24 protein-coding genes and 2 pseudogenes are annotated in these 25,550 nt (G+C 65.2%); 12 read left to right on the top strand and 14 right to left on the bottom strand.

The window, feature by feature from the left end; genetic code table 11:
* The 11 genes from pqqE to BLW71_RS26095 all read right to left on the bottom strand — a co-directional run bounded on the left by pqqE (position 1) and on the right by BLW71_RS26095 (position 10,851).
* Positions 1-1,215 carry a pyrroloquinoline quinone biosynthesis protein PqqE gene (pqqE, locus tag BLW71_RS26145; protein WP_091803609.1) on the bottom strand — a complete coding sequence of 405 codons (1,215 nt, stop codon included), beginning with the start codon at positions 1,213-1,215 and terminating at the stop codon, positions 1-3.
* Between the two features lie 4 nt (positions 1,216-1,219).
* The gene (gene pqqD, locus BLW71_RS26140) at positions 1,220-1,510 is read right to left on the bottom strand and encodes a pyrroloquinoline quinone biosynthesis peptide chaperone PqqD (protein WP_408302580.1); all 291 of its coding nucleotides are present in this window, start codon (positions 1,508-1,510) and stop codon (positions 1,220-1,222) included.
* Positions 1,507-2,259 (bottom strand): pyrroloquinoline-quinone synthase PqqC, encoded by a 753-nt coding sequence (gene pqqC, locus BLW71_RS26135; RefSeq protein WP_091803606.1) that lies wholly within the window; start codon positions 2,257-2,259, stop codon positions 1,507-1,509. The genes pqqD and pqqC overlap by 4 nt, the downstream gene beginning before the upstream one ends.
* A gap of 78 nt (positions 2,260-2,337) precedes the next feature.
* Entirely contained in the window at positions 2,338-3,258 is a 921-nt protein-coding gene (pqqB, locus tag BLW71_RS26130; protein WP_091803603.1) for a pyrroloquinoline quinone biosynthesis protein PqqB, read from the bottom strand.
* Positions 3,255-4,268, bottom strand: a complete 1,014-nt coding sequence (locus BLW71_RS26125) for an alpha/beta fold hydrolase (protein WP_091803600.1) — start codon at positions 4,266-4,268, stop codon at positions 3,255-3,257. Before BLW71_RS26125 ends, pqqB begins: the two co-directional genes overlap by 4 nt.
* Positions 4,265-4,831: a cytochrome b gene (locus tag BLW71_RS26120; protein ID WP_091803597.1), complete on the bottom strand. Its 567-nt coding sequence runs from the start codon at positions 4,829-4,831 to the stop codon at positions 4,265-4,267. Before BLW71_RS26120 ends, BLW71_RS26125 begins: the two co-directional genes overlap by 4 nt.
* Before the next feature lie 78 nt (positions 4,832-4,909).
* On the bottom strand, positions 4,910-5,755 hold the full coding sequence (locus BLW71_RS26115; protein WP_091803594.1) for a formylmethanofuran dehydrogenase subunit C: 846 nt from the start codon (positions 5,753-5,755) through the stop codon (positions 4,910-4,912).
* Positions 5,752-6,711, bottom strand: a complete 960-nt coding sequence (gene fhcD / locus BLW71_RS26110) for a formylmethanofuran--tetrahydromethanopterin N-formyltransferase (RefSeq protein WP_091803591.1) — start codon at positions 6,709-6,711, stop codon at positions 5,752-5,754. Before fhcD ends, BLW71_RS26115 begins: the two co-directional genes overlap by 4 nt.
* A gap of 21 nt (positions 6,712-6,732) precedes the next feature.
* Positions 6,733-8,433, bottom strand: coding sequence for a formylmethanofuran dehydrogenase subunit A (locus BLW71_RS26105; RefSeq protein WP_091803588.1), 1,701 nt, complete (start codon positions 8,431-8,433; stop codon positions 6,733-6,735).
* A complete protein-coding gene (locus BLW71_RS26100) occupies positions 8,430-9,806 on the bottom strand; it encodes a molybdopterin-binding domain-containing protein (RefSeq protein ID WP_091803585.1) in 1,377 nt (458 codons plus the stop codon). Before BLW71_RS26100 ends, BLW71_RS26105 begins: the two co-directional genes overlap by 4 nt.
* 286 nt (positions 9,807-10,092) lie before the next feature.
* A complete protein-coding gene (locus tag BLW71_RS26095; protein WP_091803582.1) occupies positions 10,093-10,851 on the bottom strand; it encodes a HisA/HisF-related TIM barrel protein in 759 nt (252 codons plus the stop codon).
* 14 nt (positions 10,852-10,865) lie between these two features.
* On the opposite strand from BLW71_RS26095, the gene BLW71_RS26090 reads away from it, so the two are divergent.
* The 3 genes from BLW71_RS26090 to BLW71_RS26080 all read left to right on the top strand — a co-directional run bounded on the left by BLW71_RS26090 (position 10,866) and on the right by BLW71_RS26080 (position 13,824).
* Positions 10,866-11,945: an ATP-grasp domain-containing protein gene (locus BLW71_RS26090; protein WP_091803579.1), complete on the top strand. Its 1,080-nt coding sequence runs from the start codon at positions 10,866-10,868 to the stop codon at positions 11,943-11,945.
* The gene (locus BLW71_RS26085) at positions 11,942-13,081 is read left to right on the top strand and encodes a hydantoinase/oxoprolinase family protein (protein ID WP_091803576.1); all 1,140 of its coding nucleotides are present in this window, start codon (positions 11,942-11,944) and stop codon (positions 13,079-13,081) included. Before BLW71_RS26090 ends, BLW71_RS26085 begins: the two co-directional genes overlap by 4 nt.
* 152 nt (positions 13,082-13,233) lie before the next feature.
* Positions 13,234-13,824 carry an amino acid kinase family protein gene (locus BLW71_RS26080; protein WP_091803572.1) on the top strand — a complete coding sequence of 197 codons (591 nt, stop codon included), beginning with the start codon at positions 13,234-13,236 and terminating at the stop codon, positions 13,822-13,824.
* 80 nt (positions 13,825-13,904) lie between these two features.
* Here BLW71_RS26080 and BLW71_RS26075 read toward each other — a convergent pair whose 3' ends face one another.
* The 3 genes from BLW71_RS26075 to pqqA form a co-directional block, all read right to left on the bottom strand.
* Entirely contained in the window at positions 13,905-14,648 is a 744-nt protein-coding gene (locus BLW71_RS26075; protein WP_091803569.1) for a (5-formylfuran-3-yl)methyl phosphate synthase, read from the bottom strand.
* A 26-nt stretch (positions 14,649-14,674) separates the two neighbouring features.
* Entirely contained in the window at positions 14,675-15,274 is a 600-nt protein-coding gene (locus BLW71_RS26070) for a DUF447 domain-containing protein (protein ID WP_091803567.1), read from the bottom strand.
* Between the two features lie 101 nt (positions 15,275-15,375).
* Complete coding sequence (gene pqqA / locus BLW71_RS26065; protein ID WP_013342881.1) at positions 15,376-15,450, bottom strand: pyrroloquinoline quinone precursor peptide PqqA; 75 nt, start codon at positions 15,448-15,450, stop codon at positions 15,376-15,378.
* 473 nt (positions 15,451-15,923) lie between these two features.
* Between pqqA and BLW71_RS26060 the strand changes: the two genes are divergently transcribed.
* The 9 genes and pseudogenes from BLW71_RS26060 (at position 15,924) to fba (ending at position 25,529) form a co-directional block, all read left to right on the top strand.
* Complete coding sequence (locus tag BLW71_RS26060) at positions 15,924-17,423, top strand: form I ribulose bisphosphate carboxylase large subunit (RefSeq protein ID WP_091803564.1); 1,500 nt, start codon at positions 15,924-15,926, stop codon at positions 17,421-17,423.
* Between the two features lie 109 nt (positions 17,424-17,532).
* Complete coding sequence (locus BLW71_RS26055; RefSeq protein WP_091803561.1) at positions 17,533-17,961, top strand: ribulose bisphosphate carboxylase small subunit; 429 nt, start codon at positions 17,533-17,535, stop codon at positions 17,959-17,961.
* Positions 17,962-18,016: 55 nt separating this feature from the next.
* Positions 18,017-19,066, top strand: coding sequence for a CbbX protein (cbbX, locus tag BLW71_RS26050; protein WP_177205120.1), 1,050 nt, complete (start codon positions 18,017-18,019; stop codon positions 19,064-19,066).
* 26 nt (positions 19,067-19,092) lie between these two features.
* Positions 19,093-20,220, top strand: coding sequence for a class 1 fructose-bisphosphatase (locus BLW71_RS26045; protein WP_091803558.1), 1,128 nt, complete (start codon positions 19,093-19,095; stop codon positions 20,218-20,220).
* A 64-nt stretch (positions 20,221-20,284) separates the two neighbouring features.
* Positions 20,285-21,157, top strand: a complete 873-nt coding sequence (locus BLW71_RS26040) for a phosphoribulokinase (RefSeq protein WP_091803556.1) — start codon at positions 20,285-20,287, stop codon at positions 21,155-21,157.
* 46 nt (positions 21,158-21,203) lie between these two features.
* Positions 21,204-22,601, top strand: a pseudogene (locus BLW71_RS26035) (transketolase family protein); the annotation flags it as partial.
* Between the two features lie 52 nt (positions 22,602-22,653).
* Complete coding sequence (locus BLW71_RS26030) at positions 22,654-23,631, top strand: IS5 family transposase (RefSeq protein ID WP_091796501.1); 978 nt, start codon at positions 22,654-22,656, stop codon at positions 23,629-23,631.
* A 133-nt stretch (positions 23,632-23,764) separates the two neighbouring features.
* Positions 23,765-24,427, top strand: a pseudogene (locus BLW71_RS26025) (transketolase-like TK C-terminal-containing protein); the annotation flags it as partial.
* 64 nt (positions 24,428-24,491) lie between these two features.
* Positions 24,492-25,529 (top strand): class II fructose-bisphosphate aldolase, encoded by a 1,038-nt coding sequence (gene fba, locus BLW71_RS26020; protein WP_091808884.1) that lies wholly within the window; start codon positions 24,492-24,494, stop codon positions 25,527-25,529.
* Positions 25,530-25,550 lie beyond the last annotated feature (21 nt).

Here is a 25,550-nt window from a genome sequence, read left to right as displayed (position 1 = left end):
TCAGCCTCCTGTGCCGCCGTGTTCGCCGGTCTTCCCGCATGCCGCAACGGACGCCAGCTTGCGCGAATTGGCGTCGTTGCGAAACAGGATCGGCTGCTCGCGCGGTTCAACTGCGGCGGCCGCGCGCCGCGCCACGTTCACCACCTTCAAGACCGTGTCATGCGACGGCGACTTGTCGCAGACGGGGTCGGCATTGGCCGCATCGCCGGTGAGTAGATACGCCTGGCAACGACAGCCGCCAAGGTCGCGTTCCTTTTCGTCGCAACTGCGGCACGGCTCTTTCATCCAGGCGAGGCCGCGAAAGCGGTTGAACGCGTCGCTCTCGTACCAGATCTCGCGCAGCGGCGTGTCTTTGACATTCGGCAGCACGAGTCCGGGCAGACTGCGTGCGGCGTGGCAGGGGAGCGCAGCGCCGTCTGGCGCAACGCCGAGAAACACTGCGCCCCAGCCGTTCATGCAGCGCTTCGGGCGTCGTTCGAAATAGTCCGGCACGACGAAGAAAATCTTGCAGCGCTCGCCCTGCGTGCGGCGGTAGCGTTCGACTACCGCTTCGGCTTCGTCGAGCTGTTCCTGAGTCGGCATCAACTGCGCTTCGTTCTGATGCGCCCAGCCGTAGTACTGCGTGTTGGCGAGCTCCAGGTATTCGGCGCCCATCGCGAGCGCCATCTCGATGATCTTGTCGACGTGCGGCAGGTTATAGCGATGCAGCACGCAGTTGAGCACCATCGGAAAGCCGTGCTGTTTGATCGATGCGGCGACGCGCTGTTTCAGATCGAAGGTGCGGGTGCTGCTCAGAAAGTCGTTCAGTTCCTGCGTCGAATCCTGGAACGATAACTGGATGTGGTCGAGGCCGGCCGCTTTCAGGTCGCCGAGCCGCTTATCGGTGAGACCGACGCCGGAGGTGATCAGATTCGTATAAAAGCCGAGCTTGCGCGCCTCGGCGACCAGCACTTCGAGATCATCCCGCACCAGCGGCTCGCCGCCTGAAAACCCCAGTTGCGCGGCGCCGAGCGCGCGTGCCTCGCGCAGCACGCCGATCCATTGTTCGGTGCTCAACTCGCGGCTGTGATCCGTATAGTCGACCGGGTTGTAGCAGAACGCGCAGTGCAGCGGGCAGCGATAAGTCAGTTCCGCGAGCAGCCAGAGCGGCGGCGCCACACCGTCCGGCGTTGCTTGAGGTTGCGCCGCGGCAGCAGGTTGTGAGAGATCGGTCATCGCGCTACTCCAGCCAGCCGCGCAACTGCGCGTCGGCAACGAACGCCCGCACGTCCGGACCCAGCCCGGTCGTGTTGAACGCCTGCTCCAGGTCGGCGATCAGAGCGTTCATATCGCGCGTGCCGTCGCAACGTTTGAGGATTTCCGCCGCGCTCTGATTGAGCTTCACCATCCCTTCCGGGTAGAGCAGAACGTGCGCGTTCTGAGCGGGCTCCCATTGCAGACGAAAGAGCTTGTTGATGGTCGGACGATCGGCGGTTTGCATGGCGCCGCCGGCGCGTGGCAGGTCGTTCATTGCGGAAAGGCCTTTTCGATCGAATCCAGCATGGTCCACAGGATATCGAGCTTGAATTGCAGGATCTCCAGCGCGCGTTCCTGTTGTTCGCGCCGTGTGAAATGATCGAGCGTGACCGCGAGCCCGTGCTCCACGTCGCGTTGCGCGAGCGAGATGCGCGAGCGGAAATACGCGAGGCCAGACGACTCGATCCACGGATAGTGTTCCGGCCAGGTCGCGAGCCGGTCGCGATGAACCTGCGGCGCGAACATTTCCGTGAGCGACGAACAGACCGATTCCTGCCACGGCGCGCGGCGCGCGAAATTGACATAGGCGTCCACGGCGAACCGCACGCCGGGCGTCACCCGTTTCAGCGACCACAGGTCGTCGCGCGAGAGGCCGACCGCGTCGCCCAGGCGCGCCCATGTTTCGATGCCGCCTTCCTGATCGCCATAGCCGTCGTGGTCGAGAATGCGCAGCACCCAGCGGCGGCGTGTCTCGCGATCGGGGCAATTCGACAACACGGCCGCATCCTTGAGCGGAATATTGATCTGATAATAAAAGCGGTTTGCGACCCAGCCGCGTATCTGCTCGCGGGAGCAGCCACCGCTATTCATCTTCACATTGAACGGATGATGAATATGGTAAGCGGTGCCTTTCGCCCGCAACTGTGCTTCGAATTCTTCGCGGGTCCAGGCGGGACTGTCGCCGCGTCCGTTCGTCTGCATGTCGTGCAGCGGCGCCGTGCCCAAAGTGTCTTTCGCGTTCATGCCGTCTCCGTTTTCTGCTTCATGGCTATGCTTTTGAATTGACGCTTCATAACCTGACTTTTGCAGTCATGCTTAACGTCATATTTCGAACGTCATTCCGTCGTACGCTACCTCGATGCCGTGTTCGGTCAGCGTGCGCCGTTCTGGCCCATCCTCGACGAGAATCGGATTGGTGTTGTTGATGTGAATCAGCACCTTGCGGACATTGTGCGCGTCGAGCGAATCCAGTACCTCGATCATGCCGCCCGGCCCCGACTGCTGCAGATGGCCCATATCGGCAGCAGTCTTCTTCGAGAGACCCAGGCGGATCATTTCGTCGCCGGTCCACACCGTGCCGTCGACTAGCAGCAGGTCAGCCTCCCGCATCGCGGCAAGCACGTGCGCTTCGATCGCGCCGAGTCCGGGCGCGTAGAACACGCGCTTGCCGGTCTGCCGGTTCGTGATGACGAGCCCGATATTGTCGCCGCGCTCGGGTGCGTTGCGATGCGGCGAATAGGGCGGCGCCTTGCTCGACAGCGGCAGCGCGTCGATCTGTACGCCGTTCAGTGCGTCCACGGCGAGCGGCGCGCCGTCGAGTGCGATACGGCGATGTTCGACGCCGCAATAGTGCGAGAGGATCGGCGCGACCGGAAAACCGCTGCACAGGTCCTGCCAAACGGCATCGGTTGCGTAGAGCGGCAGTGGCGTGTCGCGCTCGCGCAGCATCAGCAGGCCGGTGACGTGGTCGATCTGCGCGTCGATGACGAGCACTGCGGCAATGCCGCTATCGCGCACGCGGCGGGCCGGCTGCAATTCCGGATTGGCGGCGATCTGCGCGAGCAGATCGGGTGACGCGTTGACGAGCAGCCAGTCCTCACCATTCGCACTGACTGCGATCGACGATTGCGTGCGGCGCGTCGCCTTCAGCGTGCCGCGCCGCACGCCGTCGCAATTGCGGCAATTGCAGTTCCATTGCGGGAAACCGCCGCCCGCCGACGAGCCGAGTACCGTGATTTTCATGCCGCGCGGCGCAGAACGCGCCCCTCGTGAGCGGTTGGAAGGAACATCGTTGCGAGTGCGTGGGCAACACGTTCGTGCAGTCTCGGGTCGCTCGCGAGATGGCCTGCGCGCACGCATTCGACGTGGGCCGCGGGAACGGCACGCACGAGACGTCGCAGATTGCCCGGTGGGCAGACTGGATCGCGTGAGCCATGCACGGCGGCGAGCGGCACGCCGGCCGCGGCAGCTTGGCGCGCCAGCGCGAGCAGACGGGTTTCGCCGAGCCAGCAGCGATGCATCAGGTAGTGGGCCTGAATGCGGTATTTGCCGACCAGCTTGCGTACGTCTCGACGCGAAGTTCTTGCGGGCGAGTGTGCGCGGCGCGAGTCGGCGCTGGCGAGCACGGCATTTTCATAGCCGCGCCATGCGAGCGCGAGCGCATGCTGGGTCGCTTCCTTTGCATCGCCATCCCGTTGCAAGCGCTCATGGCAGCGGGCCAGCAACGCGGCGGGCCGGTCGCAATGCGCGGCCGTACAGAGCTGCGCCCATGCCCGTGGCGCGTGTTTGCGCGCCGTGACGAAGAGCCCGCGGACCTCGCGCAGCGAAGTGAGAAACAGTCCACGCATCACCACACCCGTCACCGACTGCGGATGCCGGCCGGCGTAAGCGAGCGCGAGCGCGGCGCCCCACGAGCCGCCGAGCACGCCCCAACGCTGCACGCCCAGGCGAACGCGGATCGCTTCAATGTCTTCGATCAGCCGATCCGTGCGGTTATGGCGCACGCTGCCGTGCGGCGTCGAGGCGCCCGTGCCGCGCTGGTCGATCAGCACGACCCTGAAGCGCGTCAGATCGAAAAGCCGCAGCGCGCCTGGCTGGCTGCCGCTGCCTGGGCCACCGTGCAATACGACGACCGGCACGCCGTCAGCTGCGCCCGCCACCGTGAACGACACACGATGCCCGTCGCGCGTACGCAGCGTATCGACCTTCAGCGGTGCAGGTGCCGACGCCTGCCGTGAAGCGCGCCGCGTCATGGCAACATCCTCGCGAGCAGATTGTCGCGATCGATCAACTGATGCTTGAGCGCACCCGCCACATGCAGCACGATCAGAACGATCAGCGCATAGCCGATCGCCTGGTGAAGCCCGAAGAAAAGTTCGCGCAAGCTCGCGTCATCCCAGCCCCACTTTGGCAGCGCAATGCCCCAGAAGCGCGTCCCATAACGGTTGAACGACGAACCGAGATAGCCGCACACCGGCATCGCGACCATGGCTACATATAAAAGGCCCTGCGTAGTGCGCGCGGCGGCGCGTTGCCACGGTCGCATCGGCGGCAAGGGCGGCCCTTTGAAGGCCGCACGCGCCATGATGCGCAGAAGCACCAGCAGGAAAACCGTCAGTCCGACCGACTTGTGAAGGTTGAGCAGCGTCGCCTTGAGAGGCAGCCCCTTCGGCAGTCCGACCATATACAGTCCAAGCGCGAGCAGGCCGATAATGCCGACGGCAATCAGCCAGTGCAACGCGATCATCGCGCCGGCATAGCGCGGTGCGGGTGCGTCGGCACCCGCAGATAGGTGGGGAGAATGCGCCATCGTCATGCCTGTCTCCTTCGTTATCCGGTGTTTCTGCCGAACACCGTTTGTCTGGCCGCTTTGCGGGCCGACCGGTTTCGGTGGCTAGCTCACGACCAGTATTTCGCCGCGTCCGTCGACTGCGAGATCACCCGTATGGCGCGCCGGCAAGCTCGCCGTGCGCCACTGTGAGAAGGGCGCGATTTCATCGGCGAGACTGCGCACGAGGAGCGCCCAGAACACGTCGAAACCGCGACCGCCGCCGGTAAACGTCGGCGGCAAGCGCGTGGGCCGCTGGGCAAGCACGAGCGTGCCGCGTCTCATACCATACGCATAATGCGCGCCCAGTTGCCCGGCGACACCAATGGTGCCGGCCACGAGCCGCGACGCGGCAAAATCGCCCGCATTGCCGCCGACCAGCACGAGGCCGCGGCGCATGCGATCAGCAAGCCGTGCGCCCGCGTTGCCATGAATCGTCAGCGTGCCGCCTGTCATGCCTTCCATGTCGCCGGCGAGTGCGCCGGCGGCAAAATCGCCGCTATGGCCGGTCACGGTGAGGCGGCCGCCGCGCATTTCGCATGCGGTGAAATGGCCGGCGTCGCCGTGAATCTGCAACGTGCCGCCCGCCATCTGGAAACCGCTAAAGTCGCCTGTCGAACCGTGCACGACGAGGTGCCCGTCCGCCATCCGCGCACCGATACGGTCGAGCCAGGGTGCCGCGTTCTCGATCACCAGCATGGCGCCAGCTTGAGGCGCCGCGGGTTCAGTGGCGGCCTCATGGCGCGACACGTCGAATATATCGCCCACGATACACCTGTCATTGCCCGCGGGCAGGGCGAGGCGCTCGATCTGCGCCACGCTCATCGCCGCGAGCGACGCCGGCAGCAGCGTCGAAGCGTCGACGCGGAAACCCGGGGCCGATTTCACGCGCAGCGTGGTGTGTTGACTCATGCGCGGCTCCCGTCGAGGCCTGCGGCAAGGCTGTGGAGATGAAAGTGGTAAGGCCCCAGCTTGCCGCCGTAGTTGCCCGCCGAAATCCGCAGCAGGCCCGCCGCCTGCCCGAGTCCGGTGGCCGCGGCGATCCCCGCGCTCATCGCGGCGCCGACATCCGCATCCGTGAGTCCGTCGATCACGATTTCGAGCACGCAGCCGACTTCCGCGCTCAGTTCGCTGCGCGGCGAGAGACCCGTGAGGGTGGGACAGAACGCGTCGTTGGTGGAGGCGCTCGCGCCTTTGTATCTGGAGCCGACCTTCGAACCCGAGCGCACCACGCCGCCCGGGAACGGCATGATCACATTCCGCAGCTTGCGCATGGCGGCGACCGCCGCTTCCGAGGCGGCGAGCGCGGCGTCGATATCGCGCGCGAGCAGGATCAGGTTGCCGCCGCCCACGGCCTTGACGGTCAGCGCGGTGTCTTCGCAGACGAACTCGCCGTCCATGACCGGCACGCGCCAGTAACGCGTGTCGCCGAGCATCTTCGAGATTTGCCAGCCATCGCCGAAAAAACGCAGCCCGCTGCCGAGCGACGCCCGATCGGATAGCGGCGCGCCGCTCGTGTCAGGATCGATGCCGCCATACACGGCGGTGGTCGGACACGTGAGCACGCATTGTCCGACGCGCCGCCCGATCTGTTTGGCCAATTCCTTCGACGACACCGCGAACAGCAGCACCGTCACACCCGGCCGGCCATCGGGCGTTTCCGCGGGCGGCAGCATGCGCTCGACGCCGGCCTCGCAGCCGCAGCCGATCACCGAGGTCGCGAACCCCGTCAGCGAGTTGGCGGCATGCATCGCCCACGCCGGCGTATGGGCGGTGATGACGAGCCGGGTCGCCTTCATCGGAAAAGCTTCCGCGAAGGTGGCGTCGATCGTGGTGCCGTTGATCTGCAGGGTCGCCGGTTCGCTCATTGTGTGCGCTTCACTTTGTGCTCAGCCGTTCGCGAGACTTTCGACCGGCAGCAATCTGCCGCCGCGGCAGCAATTGCAGATCTCGTCGTCGCTGATGGCCGCATGCGCGAAGTTGCTCGCGAGATTAGCGTCGCTGTAGGCGCGCAGCGTCTTCTCGATGCCGCGATCGAATTCGGGCGAGACGAAATGGATGCCGCCCGTGGGCGTGGCGACGAGCGTGCCGTCGCGCGCGACCAGTTCGCCGTCCTTGAACACATAAGCGGGCGACGTAAACATCCGCTCGCGGTCCGCGACATCGCGATAGACGGCAATATCCGCCGCGGCGCCCACGCCCAGATGGCCCCGGTCGCGCAGTCCGAGCAGGCGAGCCGGACCGGCGCGCGTGATGATGGCGATCTCGTACAGCGAGAACTCGCGTTGCAACTGCGGCAACGCGCTCGCCACTTGCGCGTCGGCATTGAGCTTCGCGAGCTGCTCGTCGCGAAACGATTTGTCCATCAGCAGACGGATCAGATGCGGATAGCTCGTAAACGGGCCGCCGTTCGGATGATCGGTTGTCATCGCGACACGCCACGGGTCGTCGACCAGCAAAAAGATTTCGAGCCCGATGATCCACTGCAATGCATTCACATAGCTCTGCTCGCGATAGCGGAACGGCACCACGCCACAGCCCGCGTCGCATTCGATATCGCCGACCACCCATTTGTGCGGCCGCGCGAGCGGCGTGTTGCGGAACTGCATCATGGTGTCACCGGAGGCCGTGACGGTCTGTCCGAAGATGATCTGGCCGACGTCGATCGACACGTTCGGCCGCGCGTTCACCGCTTCCGCGATCTGCCGCGCGCCCGATGAAAATTTTTGCGGACCCTCGGTGCCATAGCTATGAAACTGGATATGCGTGAGATGGATCGGCAGCCCGTCGGCGGCATCCATGGTGGCGATCGTCGAGTCGATATTGCCGGGCACGCCGAGATTGCTCGCGTGCACATGCAGCGGATGCGGCACGCGCAGTTCGGTCAACGCGCGCGACAAAGTGTGCAGCACATCGCGCGGCGTGATGCCGTAGTGCACGTGCGGCTCGTCGACGTTGAGCGAGCGCTGGTTGAATTTGAATGCGGAGATGCCGCCCGGATTGACGACCTTCACGCCGAGCGCCTTGCTCGAGTGAATCGTCCAGCCGATGTAGTCGCGCAGACGCTCGAAGTCATTGCGTGCAGCGAGCATCTGCAGGAACAGTTCGTCGTTGCCGAGCATCACATACGCGCCGTGGTCGATGATCGGCGTATCGCCCATTTCGAGGTGCGTGTGGCGTGCGTTGGACGGCATCATGGCCGGTTCGAACGCGGCCGTGTAGCCCATCTCGGCGTAGCGGTAGCCGGTCGCGAGCGTGCCGGGCGTGCACACGCCGCACGACGGCAGCCGCAGGTAGCGGCCGTTCGCGTCCTGTACCGCTTCGTAGGCGGCGTCCCGCACAGGATCGTCGCGATGATCCTCGGGTAGCAGCAGGCGCGAAAGATTGGTCTTGCCGCCGCCGATATGCGAGTGCATGTCGATACCGCCTGCCATCACGATCATGCCGGTGGCATCGTATTCATGATCGGCCGGCGTGGTGGCGGGCAGGTCGACAACGCGGCCGTCGCGGAACGTCAGATCGCGGCGCTCGCCGTCGACGCCGTTCGCCGGGTCGTAGATCGTGCCGCCTTTGAGCCGGACGAGACTCATGACTGCACCTGTGCGGCGGGCTCGGCGACGAGTCGCGCGGCCAGTTGCGAGACGATCGCCGCCACCGAGGGCAGCGCCGCGCCTCGCGCAGGAGAGAGCGGCATGACGACCGAGCCGTCGACACGAAACAGATGGCCGCCGCTATCGATGCCTGGCGTCGCGACCGGAATGAAGACAGTGGCGCCGCCGCGCGCTTTGGCGGCGTCGGCTAGAGCGGGATGGCCGAGCACGATCGCCGGCACGTTCTCCTCGAGCGCTTGCGGCCATGCCGGCGGCGCGAAGCTGGCGACCCACAGCAGGGCATCGATTTCGCCCTCGGCGAGCAGTCTGGCCGTGCGATAGCGATACGGATCGTAGTCGAGCGGCGCCGCGCCGGCGATGCGTGCGGGCGTCGAGACACGCGTGCGGAGCGGCAGACCCGAGAGCCAGGTCACGGTCTGGTTGACGGTCAATGCGCCGTCGTCGCCGCCGAGCGCGAGACAGCCGGCGCGTACCGTGCGGTTTGCCGCTTTGACGATCCGGTTCAAGGCTTCGATCAGCAATGCGGCGTGCGGGCCGGGCAGTGCGGCAGGCTCGTAGACGAGCACGGTGTAGTGCGCGGCGGCGATGCGTGCCTGCAGCGTGGCCAGTGCTTGTGCCGCACCCGTGCCGTTGTCTTGCAACGTGCCGGCTTCACGGCCTTCGGCTAGCGCGGACCAAAGCGCGAGCGTATCGAAAGGATCGGCGTGCGGCAGGAGCGCTTCGACGTGTGTATTCGCCAGGCCGCTCGCAGCCGGGTCGGGCGTGCAACCGACGAACACCAGCTCGCGTTGCTGCGGCGTGCCTTCCAGCGTACGCGCGAAAAATCGCGGATAACGCTGCGACGGCTGACAGCCGAAAAACACCAGCAGGTCCGCACGCGAACGCACTTCGGAAAGCGTCGTGAAGAACGAGCCGCGATCCTGCAATGACAGCGTGGCCGCGCTCATTGCATCGCCGTGCAGATGGTCGAGGATCGCGCCGCAGCCGGCGGCGAGCGTGTACAGCGCGCGGGTGCCCGCAACGTCCGTGGTCAGCGCACCGAACAACGGGCGGCGTGCCGACGACAGGATCCGCGCCGCGCTCGCCACTGCGGTATCGAGATCCGCGTCGTGTCCGTCGACGCTGTTGCGGCATGCTGCGTCCGCATTGCCGTAACACGCAAGCGCTTGCGCGAGCCGCGGGCATTCGGTATCCGGCACGGCGAGCGTGGCGTCTTCGCGCGACTCGACGACGAGGTCGTCGCACAGCAGTGGGCAGAACGGGCAGGTCCAATCGCGCGTCACTGTCGAGGCGGGCACGTTGGCCGCGGCCGACGGGTTCGGGGACGATGGATCATTGGGCGAGAGATGCATGGCCGCATTTTTAGCAAGCTCCATGCCGATCTGAATACAAGCCGGTGGCGCGGGTGTGCGACGCGTCGCGCGTGGCTTATGTGGCCCTGCGCTTAAAGCAATCGATACGGTCGCGGTTTTCGCCGCATTGCGCAGTCGTGGCGCTGATTCGGCGACGCGCCTGCCGGCTGCGCCGCACAGGTTGTGTGTCAACCTGGAGCAGAGTGTCACGAACTGCCACAACAGCTTGCCGTTCGTTTACATGCACACCCCCTGCGCCGATTGGCATGGAATTTGTATGGCTCGCTTAGGTGGACTCGGTGAGTGGCATGCCGATTCGGCGATCATGCAGCGCGGACGCCACGAGCCACGCAGAAGCGCCAGTGCGGGCTGCTGCCGCCATATCGTCGCGATCACGAATGCCGCCTGCTCCGATCACGGCGGTTTGCGCGGGTGCAGCGGCACGAATGCGTTCGACGGTGGCGAGATCGGGGCCGTCGTAGCTGCCCACCTGATCGAGTGTCATCGCGATCACTCTTCGAGGCCACCATGCGGCGGTGCGTTCGAATGCGGTAGCGGTGAGCAGTTGGCCGGCGCGATGGTCGAGCGAAAGGATCGGCGAGAGTCCGGCAGCGTCGGCGGCGCAGAGCGCGTCGAGGTCGTGGAGCGACTCGGTGCCGAAGACAGGTACGAGAGTCGCAAGATCGTGCGCAGGAGGTGGATTGCCGCTGTGGCTGTTGCGCTTGCCGGTGGCTTCGATGCGTTCGAACAGCGTATGCATCGACGAGTAGTCGGCATAGCCCGCGTCGAGCCAGATGTCAGTGCCGGGCAGGGCGGCACGCAATGCAGCGAGCGTCTCGACATGAGCGCCTTGCTGAAGGATCGCGCCGAGGTCGGCGATATAGAGCGTTCGTGCGCCGCTTGCGGCAAGCAGCGCACGAGCGATGTGAAGCGGCTCGCTGGTGGCGGCGAGCGACGAGCGGATCGGCCGATAAGCCGTGCGTTCGCCGCGCACCGCGCGCACCACGTGTCCGTCGAGCAGATCGAGAACCGGTATCACCTGCATAGGGGCGCGTTCCTTTGACCAAGATCTTTGTCTTCGAGTATCTCACCGGCGGCGGTATCGACCCGGCGCATGCCGGCGCGGCGAGTCTCGCCGACCTGAGCGCGCTGATCGTCGAAGGCCGGGTGATGCGCGACGCGCTCGCGAACGACCTGCGCGAACTCGACGGTGTGCGAGTGAGCTTCGCGAGTTCGCGCTTCGAAACCGTCGACCCGGCGCTCGCTCATTGTAGGGCCGCGCAAGGGGAGTCGATGACGGCTTTCGTCGCGCGTGCGGCGCGTGAGCACGATTACGCGTGGATCATCGCGCCGGAATGCGATGGGCTGCTGCTGCGTCTGTACGATGCGGTGGGCGCGGCGCGCTGGCTCGGCTGCGCGAAAGAAGCGATCCGCGTGGCGTCGAGCAAGAGCGCGACGGCGGCGTGCCTCGCGGCGCATGGCATCGCCACCACGCCTGCGATCGAACCCGGACAGATCGAACCCGGACAGGCCGAACCGGCACAGGCCGATGAGCGGCGCGGCGAGCGTTGGGTCGTGAAACCCGACGACGGCGCGGGCGGTCTCGATACCTTCGTGTTCGACAATTTCGTCGACGCCTGCGCCGAATACGAAGCCCGCGCGGCCGCCGCACGCAAACCCGTACTGCAGTCATGGGTCGAAGGCGAACCGCTCAGCCTTTCGCTCGTCTGCCGCGCCGAGGGCGTGGAACTCGTGAGCATCAACCGTCAGCAAATCAGCTTGAGCGCAGGCGATGCGGGGCAGCAACCGCGCATCGTCGAATTCGACGGCGTGACGGTTAACCAGATCGATCCGGCCGGCGACCAGGGCCGCATGCTCGACGTGCTCGCGCAACGCGTCGCGAAGGCGATGCCGGGCTTGCGCGGCTTTGTCGGCATCGACGTGGTGTGGCATCCGCAGCGCGGGCCGGTTGTGATCGAGGTCAATCCGCGGCTGACCGTCGCGTATGCCGGCCTTTCCGAGGCGCTGGGCGGCAATCTCGCACGCACGCTGCTCGATGCGCACGGCGTGCGCATCGAGCGATCCGGTCCGGCGGCGCGCAACCATGGCGCGCCGTGTGCCTGTGGAGCCCAGCCATGAGCGCCGCGCATGTCACGGTTAAGCATGCAACCCCCACGACGGAACAACGCGCGCCGATATTCGGCTGGGATGTCGGCGGCGCGCACGTCAAGGTTTCGATGACCGATGCCCACGGCGCCGTGCTCGACATCGCGCAATGGGCGTGTCCGCTGTGGCAGGGGCTCGACCATCTCGAGCGAACCATCGACCTCGTCTTCGAACGCTGGCCCGCCGCGCAGACAGCGGCCGCGCAACACGCGGTGACAATGACCGGCGAGATGGTCGACCTGTTCGAGGACCGCGCGCAAGGCGTGCGGGCGATCGCCGCCGCGCTGGCGCAGCGGCTCGGGCCGCGGCTGCGCTTCTACGCCGGCGACGCAGGCTGGCTTACGCCGCAGACCTGCGCGGCCGGCTGGCGCAGCGTCGCCTCGGCGAACTGGCTCGCGACCGCGCGCTGGGTGGCGGCACGCGTATCCGACGCGCTGCTCGTCGACATCGGCAGCACCACCACCGACATCATTCCGCTCGCGGGCGGCTGTGTCGTCGCGCGTGCCGCGACCGATGCCGGGCGGCTCGCCACGGGCGAACTCGTGTACCAGGGCGTGGTGCGCACGCCGTTGTGCGGTATCGCGCAGCGCATCGAATTCGCCGGGGCGGCCGTCAACGTGATGAACGAATGGTTTGCGACCACGGCGGACGTCTACCGGCTCACGGGTGAACTGGCGCCGCAGTACGACCTTTACCCGAGCGCCGACCAGGGACCGAAGACGCAGAGCGCAAGCCGCACACGGCTCGCGCGGATGATCGGCCGGGATGCCCATGAAGCGGACCCGGCCGAATGGCGCAGGTTCGCGCTCCGCTGGCGCGAGTTGCAGATGCGCGAAATCGGCGTGAATCTGGCGCGCGTGACGGCGGCGCACCCTGAACTCGCCGCCGCGCCGCTGGTGGGCGCCGGCTGCGGACGTTTTCTCGCGGCGGCGCTGGCGCGCGAAGAGGCGCGTGGCTACATCGATTTCGGCGCGCTGGCGGCGGTGCCGGCGAGCCGCCTGGACTGGGCCGCGACGTGCGCGCCGAGTGTGGCGGTGGCATTGCTGGCGGCGTTGCAGCAGAGCGATGCCATCGACGGAAACCGCGGCGCGGCGCCGCGGGCGGCGTGAGGCGAACGACTTGAGGCGAACGACTCGGCGTGGCGCAGGTTTGCCGCGCGAGGCGGAAAAGCCGCTGCCAGACGCGGCGCAACAGGCAGACGTGTCACGCAATTGAGCAAACAGCAGGCAAATGCAGTCAATCGGAAGCGAGGACAACGGTCATGTGGGTGGTCAAGATCGGGGGCAGCCTGAGTCACGAGCCGACGCTGCGCCACTGGCTCACCGAGCTCTGTGAAGTGGGGGGCGGGCGCGTGGTCATCGTGCCCGGTGGCGGCGATTTCGCGGACAAGGTGCGGCAATACCAGAGCGAGTGGCGCTTCGACGATCTGGCCGCCCATAACATGTGTCTGCTCGCCATGACGCAATACGCGATTCTCATGCAAGGGGTGTTGCCTGAACTCGTGCTCGCTTCGAGCGAGGCGAAGATCCGCCGCGCGCTGCGCGACGGCCATGTCGCCGTATGGGTGCCGACCGCGCTGATGCGCGACACGCCGGACGCGATGAGCAATTGGGACACCACCTCGGACAGCCTCGCCGCATGGCTCTCGACGATGCTCAACGCCGAGCGGCTGATCGTGGTGAAGTCATGCCCGATCTCCGAGGGCGAGCGGCTCGAGACGCTGGCCGCGAGCGGCGTGGTCGACCGGTGTTTCGTCGACTATGTGAACGAAGCCAACTACGTGGTCGAACTGCTCAACAAGGACAATGTCGCGTTGATGCGCGACCGGCTGCTGAATACGCCGGTGAGCTAGCGCCCGGCCGCGTTGCGTGTCGCCGTCCGTGCAGCGAAATGCGACGACTTGCAACGACATGCGCAAGCGGCAAGCGCGCCTTAGAAATGGGCCACGCCCGCGGCGCTCGCATCCGCTGCGGCAACGGCGCCGCTCACCTCGCCCGCAGGACGATGCAGCGCGGCGGCCCATTGCGCGACGCGTTGCGGATCGAGCCGCGAGCGCCGTCCATCGACACAGAGCGCCGTGCGAAAACCCGCCACATCCGGCGCGAGCGCACGAATCTGGTCGTACTGCGCCCAGCCGAGCGAACCGGCAATGCCGCTCATGGCGCCGCGCTCGCGTGTGATCCGCAGCCACTGCGCGAGCGTGTCGCTATCCACTTGGTCGAACAGCGTGCTGCCGTCTTTGCCGGACGTGTCGAACATCACGCCCACGAAGCCGAGCGTGGCCGCGTAAGCGACCAGCTCGCCGTCCATGCCGCCGTCGCACAGCAGCACGGGCACGACCGCCGCCGGCAGGCTGGCCAGTTGATCGAGGCAGCGCCGCGCGCCCGGTCCGGGCGTCACGCCCACTTTCACATAATCGACGCCCGCGCCGCTGACTTCGATGACGCGTGTGGCGATCTCGTCCAGTGCGGCCGACGGCACGTCGCCAATCGTCGCGCTGATCGGCTTGACCGGGTAATGGGCGCGCAGCCGGCGCGCGATCCGCGTGATGTCGCTAATCGACACACCGCCGAGCGCACCCGCGTTCGGCTCCTTCAGGTCGATCAGGTCGGCGCCGGCCTGGGCGGCGTCGAACGCCTCGTCGTCCGAGCGGACGCTCGCGAGCAATGCGGTCATCGAGATTCTCCGAAACACGGGAAGGGCTAGTGGGATACGAGTTCGGCGGCCGAACCGCCGGAAGCTGCGAGATTGTCGCGGTGCCGCGCGATCGCGGCCGTGAGCCAGCTCCAGGCGGTGAGTTCGACCTCGCCAGCGGTTTTGTCGATGGCGATCTGCAGGTAGGCCATTTCGCGGTCCACCTTGTCGGCGGGCAGCATGAAAAGCCGGCTGACGAGAATCGCACCTTCCACCACCGCGGCCTGGGCGCGGTTAAAGCCGCCGAACGGCGCATGGTTTTCGCGGTGCACGCATTTCATGCGCAGCACCGGGCGCTCCTTGTCGTCGCGCAGTTCGTCGAGTTCGAGTTCCGCATGCGCGAGCGATTCGGCGAGCCTGATGCTAGCCACGCGGCTTGCCGCGAGCGTCGGCCAATCGGTGGCGCAATGCGTGACGCAGCCGGCGAAGATGCGAACGTCCGTGGTGAAGTTCAGTACCGCCGCGCGCGATGCGACGATATTGTCGAGCGTCACCGAAGGACGAAAAGGGGAAAGGATGACGAAGTCGCCCTCATAACGGGCTCCCATCGGCGCGATATGAGGACGGCCATCGCACGCTGCCGTGGTGACGATCGTTTCGTGGATCATGGCTGGGAACGCGTGTCCTGGCAGCGCCGAAAGGCCGGCCGTCTAGCTAGGGATTAACCCACCAATCCGCAGAAGGGCCGCGTCTCGCGGCCCTTGCGGGCTTAACGCGTAGCGATATACATCGTGATTTCGAAACCAAAACGCATATCGGTGTAGCTCGGAGTCGTCCATTGCATATGTGCTTCCTCCATGTAGTGATACAGCGTTGCGCCGTCGGTCCGGCGTGATGCCGAACTGCATTGGCGTTCATTACCACGCAAGCTCCATGCCGGGTTTTCGACCACGCGGCGTGAACCGCGCAGTGACGCGCCGCAATACAGCGTTTGCCGAATTGCACCGGCGCGGCGACCGGGCGGGCGGCACGAAACTGTGACGCCGCGCACTGTTCCGGGAATGCAGCAAAGTGTTCCATGACGGGCAGACGCTTGCTGTCCTCCTGTCACGCCATGCTTGCAGTTCCCATATGAACCATTGTCCACCGTTCCGAGCGCGGGTGTTGAAAATTCGCTTCGCGTTTCCGTGATGGATAACGGATCGGTTAAGTCTGCCAAATAAAATCGTGAATTCTCAATGACTGCGTTCATGCCTACAGTGCACACAAGCGCTTCGTTCTTCCGGCAGCGCGCCTGTTCACACTCGAGGATACGTCATGAACGATTTCAGTCAACCGGTGATCGATTCCATACACAAGCCGCGCGATGCGGCGAACCCTCGCGAACGGTACGCCGCGGGCGTGATGAAGTATCGCGAGATGGGCTACTGGCAGCCGGATTACACGCCGAAAGATACCGACGTGATCGCGCTCTTTCGCATTACGCCGCAACCCGGCGTGGATCCGGAGGAGGCGGCGGCGGCCGTGGCTGGCGAATCGTCCACGGCGACCTGGACCGTGGTGTGGACCGACCGGCTGACCGCATGCGACATGTACCGCGCGAAAGCCTATCGTGTCGATCCGGTGCCGGCCTCGAACGCCGGCGAACCGCAGTACTTCGCATACATCGCCTATGAGCTCGATCTGTTCGAAGAAGGGTCGGTCGCGAACCTGACCGCGTCGATCATCGGCAACGTGTTCGGCTTCAAACCGCTCAAGGCGCTGCGTCTCGAAGACATGCGCATACCTGTTGCTTATCTGAAGACCTTCCAGGGGCCGCCGACCGGTATCGTCGTCGAACGTGAACGACTCGACAAGTACGGACGGCCGCTGCTTGGGGCCACCGTCAAGCCGAAACTGGGACTGTCGGGCAAGAACTATGGTCGCGTGGTGTACGAAGGATTGAGTGGCGGGCTGGATTTTCTGAAGGACGACGAGAACATCAATTCGCAGGCGTTCATGCACTGGCGCGACCGTTTTCTGTTTGCGATGGAAGCAGTGAGTCACGCGCAAGCGCAGACGGGTGAAGTGAAAGGGCATTACCTGAACGTGACGGCCGGCACGATGGAGGACATGTATGAGCGCGCCGAATTCGCGAAGGAACTGGGTTCATGCATCGTAATGATCGACCTGGTGATCGGCTGGACCGCGATTCAATCGATGGCGCGCTGGGCGCGCAGGAACGACATGATCCTGCACCTGCATCGCGCGGGACACAGCACCTATACGCGCCAGCGCAATCACGGCATTTCGTTTCGCGTGATCGCGAAGTGGCTGCGTATGGCGGGCGTCGATCACGCGCATGCGGGCACGGCGGTCGGCAAGCTCGAAGGCGATCCGCTGTCGGTGCAGGGCTATTACAACGTGTGCCGCGAGGCGCACAACGAGGTCGACCTGTCGCGCGGGATTTTCTTCGACCAGCCGTGGGCCGGCCTGCGCAAAGTGATGCCGGTGGCCTCGGGCGGTATTCATGCGGGACAGATGCATCAACTGCTCGATCTGTTTGGCGACGACGCGATCCTGCAGTTCGGCGGCGGCACGATCGGCCATCCGGCCGGGATTCAGGCGGGCGCGGTGGCCAATCGCGTCGCGCTCGAAGCCATGGTGAAGGCGCGCAACGAGGGCCGCGACATCGTTCACGAAGGGCCGGACATTCTCGAAGCCGCGGCGCGCTGGTGTACGCCGCTCAAGCAGGCGCTCGATACGTGGCGGGACGTGACCTTCAACTACGCGTCCACCGACACGCCGGATTTCGCCGCCACGCCGACCGCCGCTTGAGCGGCGGGTATTTGAAGATTCTCCGCGCAGGTCTGACCGCAGTGCCGCCGCACTGCGCGGGAGACTGTCGGCGCCGTTCCGAACGCTGCATTCATCAACGAGGTACGTCATGCGTATTACACAGGGCACGTTTTCCTTCTTGCCGGAATTGACCGACGAGGAGATCGGCTTGCAGATCGACTATGCGCTGCGCCAGGGCTGGGCCTGTTCGGTCGAATTCACCGACGACCCGCATCCGCGCAACACCTATTGGGAAATGTGGGGCCTGCCGATGTTCGATCTGCACGATGCGGCCGGCGTGATGCAGGAAGTGAAGGCGTGCCGCGAGGCGCAGCCGCAGCACTACATCAAGATCAACGCATTCGACTCGGTGCGCGGCTTCGAGACGATGCGGCTGTCGTTCATCGTCAACCGTCCGGACGGGGAGCCAGGGTTCCGCCTGACGCGTCAGGACGGCCCGGGACGGGTGCAGCGTTACGGGTTGTCGGGCTACGCGGGCGACCGGCCGTCGGGTGAGCGATACGGGCCGGCGCATTAGAAGATGGCCTCGCAATGCGAGGCTCGATGAACCGCCATGAGCAGAAGGAGTGGCCATGACCGAAGCTGCCGCCATCGACACGAACGCGCCGGACACGAACGCGCCGTTTTCCGCAGAGCGGGACGCTGCCGCTGTCGCGCTGCACGACAGGCGCGCGCCAGCGCCGCAGGTCGATCTCGCCGCGCTCTATCGCGATTCCGGCATCGGCGACGTGCTCGCCGAACTCGACCGCGATCTGGTCGGGCTCATTCCGGTGAAGACCCGCATTCGCGAGATCGCGGCGCATCTGCTGGTTGAGCGCGCGCGCGATTCGCTCGGTCTCGCGAGCGGCGCGCCCACCTTGCATATGTGCTTCTCGGGCAATCCCGGCACGGGCAAGACCACCGTCGCGCTGCGCATGGCCGAAGTGCTGCACCGGCTCGGCTACATTCGCCGCAATCATCTGGTTTCAGTAACGCGCGACGATCTGGTCGGCCAGTACATCGGCCATACCGCGCCGAAAACGCGCGATGTACTGAAACGCGCGATGGGCGGCGTGCTGTTTATCGACGAAGCCTATTACCTGTACCGCCCGGAAAACGAACGCGATTACGGTCAGGAGGCGATCGAAATCCTGCTTCAGACCATGGAAAACCAGCGCGACGATCTGGTGGTGATTCTGGCCGGATACGCGGATCGCATGGAAGTGTTCTTCGAGAGCAATCCGGGCTTTCGCTCGCGCATTGCGCATCACATCACGTTTCCCGACTACGACGGCGCGGAACTGCTCGACATTGCCGAGCGCATGCTCGCGACGATGCACTACCGTTTCGACGGCGATTCGCGGCGCGCTTTCGCGGACTATCTCGCCCTGCGCACCCGCCAGGCGAATTTCGCCAACGCCCGCTCGGTGCGCAATGCGCTCGATCGCTCAAGGCTGCGCCAGGCCAATCGTCTGTTCGCCACGGCGATGCAAGGCGGCGCGCCGATCGACGCAGCCGCGCTCACCCTGATCGCCGCAGCCGACGTGCGTGCGAGCCGCGTGTTCACTGAACCGCTCGCCGCAAACGCCGGGGCGCCTGCGTCCCCTCATGCAACGCGCGCCGTGCCGGCGCCGCCAGGCTAAACGAAAACAATCCTCAGGAGATCGCCATGCAAGACGGACGTACGACGCTTTCGAAGTTTCTGATCGACACCCTCGACCGCCAGCCCAGTTCGGCGGGGACGGTACGTAACGCCGGCCTCTCGGCGCTCCTGATCGACGTCGCCGCCGCGATCAAGTCGATCTCCGCGATGCTCACCAAAGGCGCGCTCGGCGGCAACTACGGTTCCGCGCAAAGTCTCAACACGCACGGCGAAGAGCAGAAGAAACTCGATGTCGCGACCAACGAAATCTTCGTGCAGCAATGCGAATGGGACGGACTGCTGGCGGCGATGGCGTCCGAGGAAATGGAGAGCGTCTATTCGATTCCGCCTGGCTACCCGCGCGGCGACTATCTGCTCGCCTTCGATCCGCTCGACGGTTCGTCGAATATCGACATCAACGGTGTGGTGGGGTCGATCTTTTCGGTGCTGCGCAATGGCGATGGCAGCGTGGACGGCAACGCGGGCGAGCCGCGCGGCACGATCGGCGAGTCCGCGTTTTTGCGGCCGGGCCGCGAACAGGTGGCGGCGGGTTACGCCGTCTACGGCCCATCGACCATGCTCGTGCTCTCGGTCGGCAACGGTACGCATGGCTTCACACTGGAGCGCGACATCGGCAACTTCGTGCTCACGCATTCGAATATCCGAATTCCCGAAGACACCGTCGAGTTCGCGATCAACGCGTCCAACGAACGGTTCTGGGAACCGCCGGTGCGCCGCTATGTGCAGGAATGCAAGGACGGGCGCAGCGGATGCCGCGCGAGCGACTTCAACATGCGCTGGATCGCCTCGATGGTCGCCGAGGTGCATCGCATCCTCATGCGCGGCGGCGTGTTCATGTACCCGCGCGACTCGAAGACGGCGGCTATGGAAGGGCGCTTGCGGCTTCTGTATGAAGCCAGCCCGATGAGCTTTCTCGTCGAACAGGCAGGCGGTCTGTCGATCACCGGGCGCGAGCGCATTCTCGACGTGGTGCCGCGCGCGCTGCATGGACGCGTGCCGGTGATTCTCGGCTCGAAGAACGAGGTGGAGCGCATCGGCCGCTATCACGGCGAATACGACCGTGGCGAGGATCAACCCTTCAGCTCACCGCTTTTCAGCCGGCGCTCGCTGTTCCTGCCGGGTTTCACCGCTTAGCGGTCCGAATACCCAGGCTCGCGAAGCGCGGCCGACCAGAACACTACTATCCGGAGACAAGCGCATGTCAGTCAAACACCCGATCATCGCGGTAACCGGTTCGAGCGGCGCCGGCACAACGACCGTGATGAAGAGCTTCACCCATATTTTCCGGCGCGAAAAGATCAACGCGCAGATCGTGGAAGGCGATGCTTTTCATCGTTATGACCGCAACGGCATGCGCGAGGCCATGAAAGAGCACGAGCGGGATGGCGCGCCGAATTTCAGCCATTTTGGACCGCAAGCGAATCTCCTCGAAGAGCTCGAGTCCCTGTTCGCCAGTTACGGCGAGAACGGCACCGGAAGGTTGCGCCACTACGTGCATGACGAACCCGAAACGCGGCTCTACAAGCAGGATGCCGGAACTTTCACGCCGTGGGAGGACGTGACGCCCGACACGGACCTGATGTTCTATGAAGGTCTGCACGGCGCGGTGGTGACCGACGATATCGACATTGCGCGGCACGCGGATCTGCTGATCGGCGTCGTGCCGATCATCAACCTCGAATGGATCCAGAAACTGCATCGCGACCAGACCATGCGCGGATACTCGCACGAGGCCGTGGTCGATACGATCCTGCGGCGTATGCCTGACTACGTGAACTACATTTGTCCGCAGTTCTCGCGCACGCATGTGAACTTCCAGCGCGTGCCGACGGTGGATACATCGAATCCGTTTATCGCGCGTGAAATTCCGCAGCCGGACGAGAGCTTCGTCGTGATCCGTTTCGCTCGCTCGAAGGGGATCGACTTCCAGTATCTGCTGACCATGCTGCACGACTCGTTCATGTCGCGCCCGAATGTGATCGTCGTGCCGGGCGGCAAGATGGGTCTGGCGATGCAGCTGATTTTCACGCCGATGATTCTGCAACTGGTCGACCGTCGGGCGCGCGCCTGAGGCGCCGCGCAACACGGTCCGTCCATTTCGAGCAAGGAGACATTCGATGAGTGCCGTCGCAGAATCCGTCGCACTACCCGTCCCACTACCCGCAACCCGGCTGATGGCCGACGCGCTGCGCATGCTCGCGATCGATGCGGTCGAAGCCGCAAAGTCTGGTCATCCCGGCATGCCACTCGGCATGGCCGAGATTGCCGTCGCGCTGTGGGACCGGCATCTGAAACACAATCCGCGTCATCCGGCGTGGCCCGACCGCGACCGCTTCGTGTTGTCGAACGGGCACGGCTCCATGCTGTTGTATGGGTTGCTGCATCTCACCGGCTACGACCTGCCGATCGAGGAACTCAAGCGGTTCAGGCAATTGCACAGCAAAACGCCCGGGCATCCTGAAGTGGGCGTGACCCCCGGCGTCGAAACGACCACTGGCCCGCTCGGGCAGGGATTGGCAAACGCGGTCGGCATGGCGCTCGCCGAGGCGCTGCTCGCGCGCGAATTCAACCGGCCCGGCCATTCCATCGTCGATCATCGCACGTATGTATTTGCCGGCGACGGCTGCATGATGGAGGGCATTTCGCACGAGGCGGCTTCGCTCGCCGGCACCTTGAAGCTCGACAAGCTCACGGTGCTGTACGACGACAATGGCATCTCGATCGACGGCCACGTCGCGCAGTGGTTCGGCGACGACACCCCGGCGCGTTTCGCGGCGTACGGCTGGCATGTCGTGCGCGAAGTGGACGGACACGACGTGGACGCGGTCGACCAGGCCTTGGCGCGCGCACGCGCAACGGACCGGCCGACGCTGATCTGCTGCCGCACGGTGATCGGCAAGGGGTCGCCGTCAAAAGCGGGTACGCACGATGTACACGGCGCGCCGCTCGGCGCCGACGAAGTCGCGAACATGCGGCGGGTGCTCGGTTGGCCGCATGCGCCGTTCGCGATGCCCGCAGAGGTTCGCGCGCTGTGGGACGCGAACGAGCGAGGCGCGAGCGCCGAAGCCGACTGGAACACGCGTTTCGCAGCCTATCGCCAGCACTATCCGCATGAAGCGGCCGAGTTCGAGCGCCGCACGCAAGGCACGCTGCCCGCGCAGTGGCGCGATGCGGTCCGCGCGATGGTGCGCGACGCGGACCACGCGGCCGAATCGATTGCAACCCGCAAGGCCTCGCAGCAGGCAATCACCGTGCTGGCTCGCGCATTGCCCGAACTGTTGGGCGGTTCGGCCGACCTGACCGGCTCGAACCTCACCAACTGGAAAACCTCGGTCGACGTGCACGCCGACGACAACGGACTGCGAGGCGGCAACTATCTGCACTACGGCGTGCGCGAATTCGGCATGAGCGCGGTGATGAACGGCATCGCGCTGCATCGCGGGCATATTCCGTTCGGCGGCACCTTCCTCACGTTCTCCGACTATTCGCGCAGCGCGTTACGCATGGCCGCGTTAAGGCTACGCTGAAAAAGGTCAACGGCATTGGGCGTTCAATCGTTAGATGTGCATGAAACAACAGACCCTTGCGATGGCGGCCGATCAAGGCGCCGGATTTGAACAGTACCGTCGGCCAACCAAACGCGATGTGTTCCTTGAGACGATGGAGCAGATCGTGCCGTGGGCGCAATTGTGCGAGGTTGTCGAGCCGTACTATCCGAAGGGTCAAGGCGGTCGCCCGCCAGTGGGTCTGGAGCGCATGCTGCGCATGCACTTTGTGCAGCACTGGTTCAACCTGGCGGATGAGGCGTGCGAGGAGGCGCTGCTGGACAGCACCGCATTGCGGCGATTCGTCGGGATTGACCTGGGGCGCGAGCGGGTTCCCGATGGCACGACGCTGTTGAAGTTTCGCCGGCTGCTGGAGCGCAACAAGCTCGGCGAGCAGTTGTTCTCCAAGGTCGGCGAAGTACTGCAAGGGCATGGGCTGAAGGTTGGCACCGGCACGATCGTGGATGCCACCATCATCGGTGCGCCCAGTTCCACGAAGAATGCGGACAAGGCACGAGACCCCGAAATGCATCAGACGAGGAAGGGCCAGCAGTGGTACTTCGGCATGAAGCTGCACATCGGTGTGGATAGCCAGACGGGACTGGCACACAGCGCGGTAGTGACGGCGGCAAACGTGCATGACAAGCATCCGCTGCCGGCGCTACTGCACGGCGACGAGCGGCGTGTGTACGGCGACAGCGCCTATGCGAGCCAGAAGGAACTCATCGCCAGCAAGGCGCCGAAAGCGAAGGACTTCACCAACCAGCGTGTGCGCAATCGCAGTGGTGAAGTCGATGAAACCAGGCGCTCGAAAAACCGCAACAAGTCGAAGATTCGTGCCCGGGTCGAACACGTCTTTGCGGTGGTCAAGCGGCTGTGGGGCTTCGGCAAGGTGCGCTATCGCGGCCTCGCGAAGAACGCCACGCGTGCCTTTACTGCACTCGCGCTGGCCAACATCTACATGAGCCGCGCGCGGCTGATGGCACAGGTGCGTCCATAAGCAGCCGAAATGGGTCGAGAGCCCCGCTTGCCAGGCCCTTCAGGGCCGGGAAATCGAACCGGTCGCATCGCTGATCTCACATTCCGGAATTCAGCATCAAGCTGTCGGCGAAAACGGTGGCTTCTTCAGCGTAGCCTTAATGAAGACCCGTTCGATTTTCGTGTTCACGCACGACTCGATCGGCCTCGGCGAAGACGGGCCGACGCATCAGTCCGTAGAGCACGCGGCGAGTTTGCGGCTGATTCCCGGACTCGATGTCTGGCGTCCGTGCGACACCGTCGAAACCGCTCGCGCGTGGGCGAGCGCGGTGGAACGCGAGGGCCCGTCGTGCCTGCTGTTGAGCCGCCAGAATCTGCCGTTCGCCGCACGCAGCGGCGAACAGATCGACGCGATCGAGCGCGGCGGCTATGTGTTGCGCGACTGGCCGGCGCAGGCTGGGCAAGCGCGGGTCGTGCTGATCGCCACCGGCTCGGAAGTCTCACTTGCACTCGATGCTGTCGTGCTGCTCGCCGAAGCGGGCATCGCCGCGCGGGTCGTGTCGATGCCGTCCACCAGCGTGTTCGACCGGCAGCCCGGCGCATGGCGCGACGCGGTCCTGCCGCCGGGTGTGCCGCGCGTCGCGGTCGAAGCGGGCGTGCGGGCGTTCTGGCGGCAATACGTGGGACTCGAAGGCGGCGTGGTGGGTATCGATACCTTCGGCGAATCCGCCCCCGCTGCCGCGCTGTTCGAGCATTTCGACCTGACCGCGCGGGCGGTGGTGGATGAAGCCCGCCGCGTCGCGCAACGCGCGCGATAACGCCGCCGTGCGGGACGCCGCGACCCAATACGTTCAGATCCGATTCGACTTCGAGGAGTTTGCGATGCCCTTCATAGCACTGCGGCAACTATTGGACCACGCGGCCGAGCACGGCTACGGCGTGCCCGCCTTCAACGTGAATAACATGGAGCAGATCCACGCGATCATGCAGGCCGCCGAAGCGACCGCCAGTCCGGTGATCCTGCAGGCGTCGGCGGGCGCGCGCAAGTACGCGGGCGAACCGTACCTGCGCCATCTCGTGCTGGCCGCGCTGGAGGCGCATCCGGATATCCCGCTCGTGCTGCACCAGGATCACGGCGCGAGCCCGGCGGTGTGTCAGCAGGCAATCCGCTCGGGCTTCACGTCGGTGATGATGGACGGCTCTCTGCTGCCCGACCAGAAGACGCCCGCAGCCTACGAGTACAACGTCGACGTGAGTCGCCGGGTCGTGGAGGCGGCGCATGCGGTGGGCGTTTCCGTCGAAGGCGAACTCGGTTGTCTCGGTTCGCTCGAAACCGGCACGGCGGGTGACGAGGACGGTGTGGGCGCCGAAGGCCAGCTCTCGCGCGACGAGTTGCTCACCGATCCGCGCGAGGCGCAGATTTTCGTGGAGGCGACCGGCGTGGACGCGTTGGCGATTGCGATCGGCACGTCGCATGGCGCATACAAATTCAGCCGCCAGCCGACCGGCGATATTCTCGCGATCGACCGGATCGTCGAAATTCATGAACGGATTCCGAACACGCATCTCGTCATGCACGGTTCCTCGTCGGTGCCGCAGGAGTGGCTCGCGGTGATCCGCGAATACGGCGGCGAGATTCCCACCACATACGGCGTGCCCGTCGAGGAAATCCAGCGCGGCATTGCGCATGGCGTGCGCAAGGTCAATATCGACACCGACATCCGACTCGCGATGAGCGGCGCGATGCGCAAGTCGATGGCGAATGCGCGCGCCGAATTCGACCCGCGCGCCGCGTTGAAGGCGGCGACGGCGGCGGCGAGCGCGATCTGCGTCGAACGTTTCGAGGCGTTCGGCTGCGCGGGCCAGGCGTCGCGCATCAAGCCCTTGCCGCTCGATGCGATGGCGCGCCGTTACCACTAAACCACTGACCTGTTTCCAAGG

The sequence above is a fragment of the Burkholderia sp. WP9 genome, from assembly GCF_900104795.1.
Lineage (GTDB): Bacteria > Pseudomonadota > Gammaproteobacteria > Burkholderiales > Burkholderiaceae > Paraburkholderia.
The sequence above is the reverse complement of the archived record's forward strand: the minus strand, read 5'-3'. Positions and strand labels throughout refer to the sequence as shown.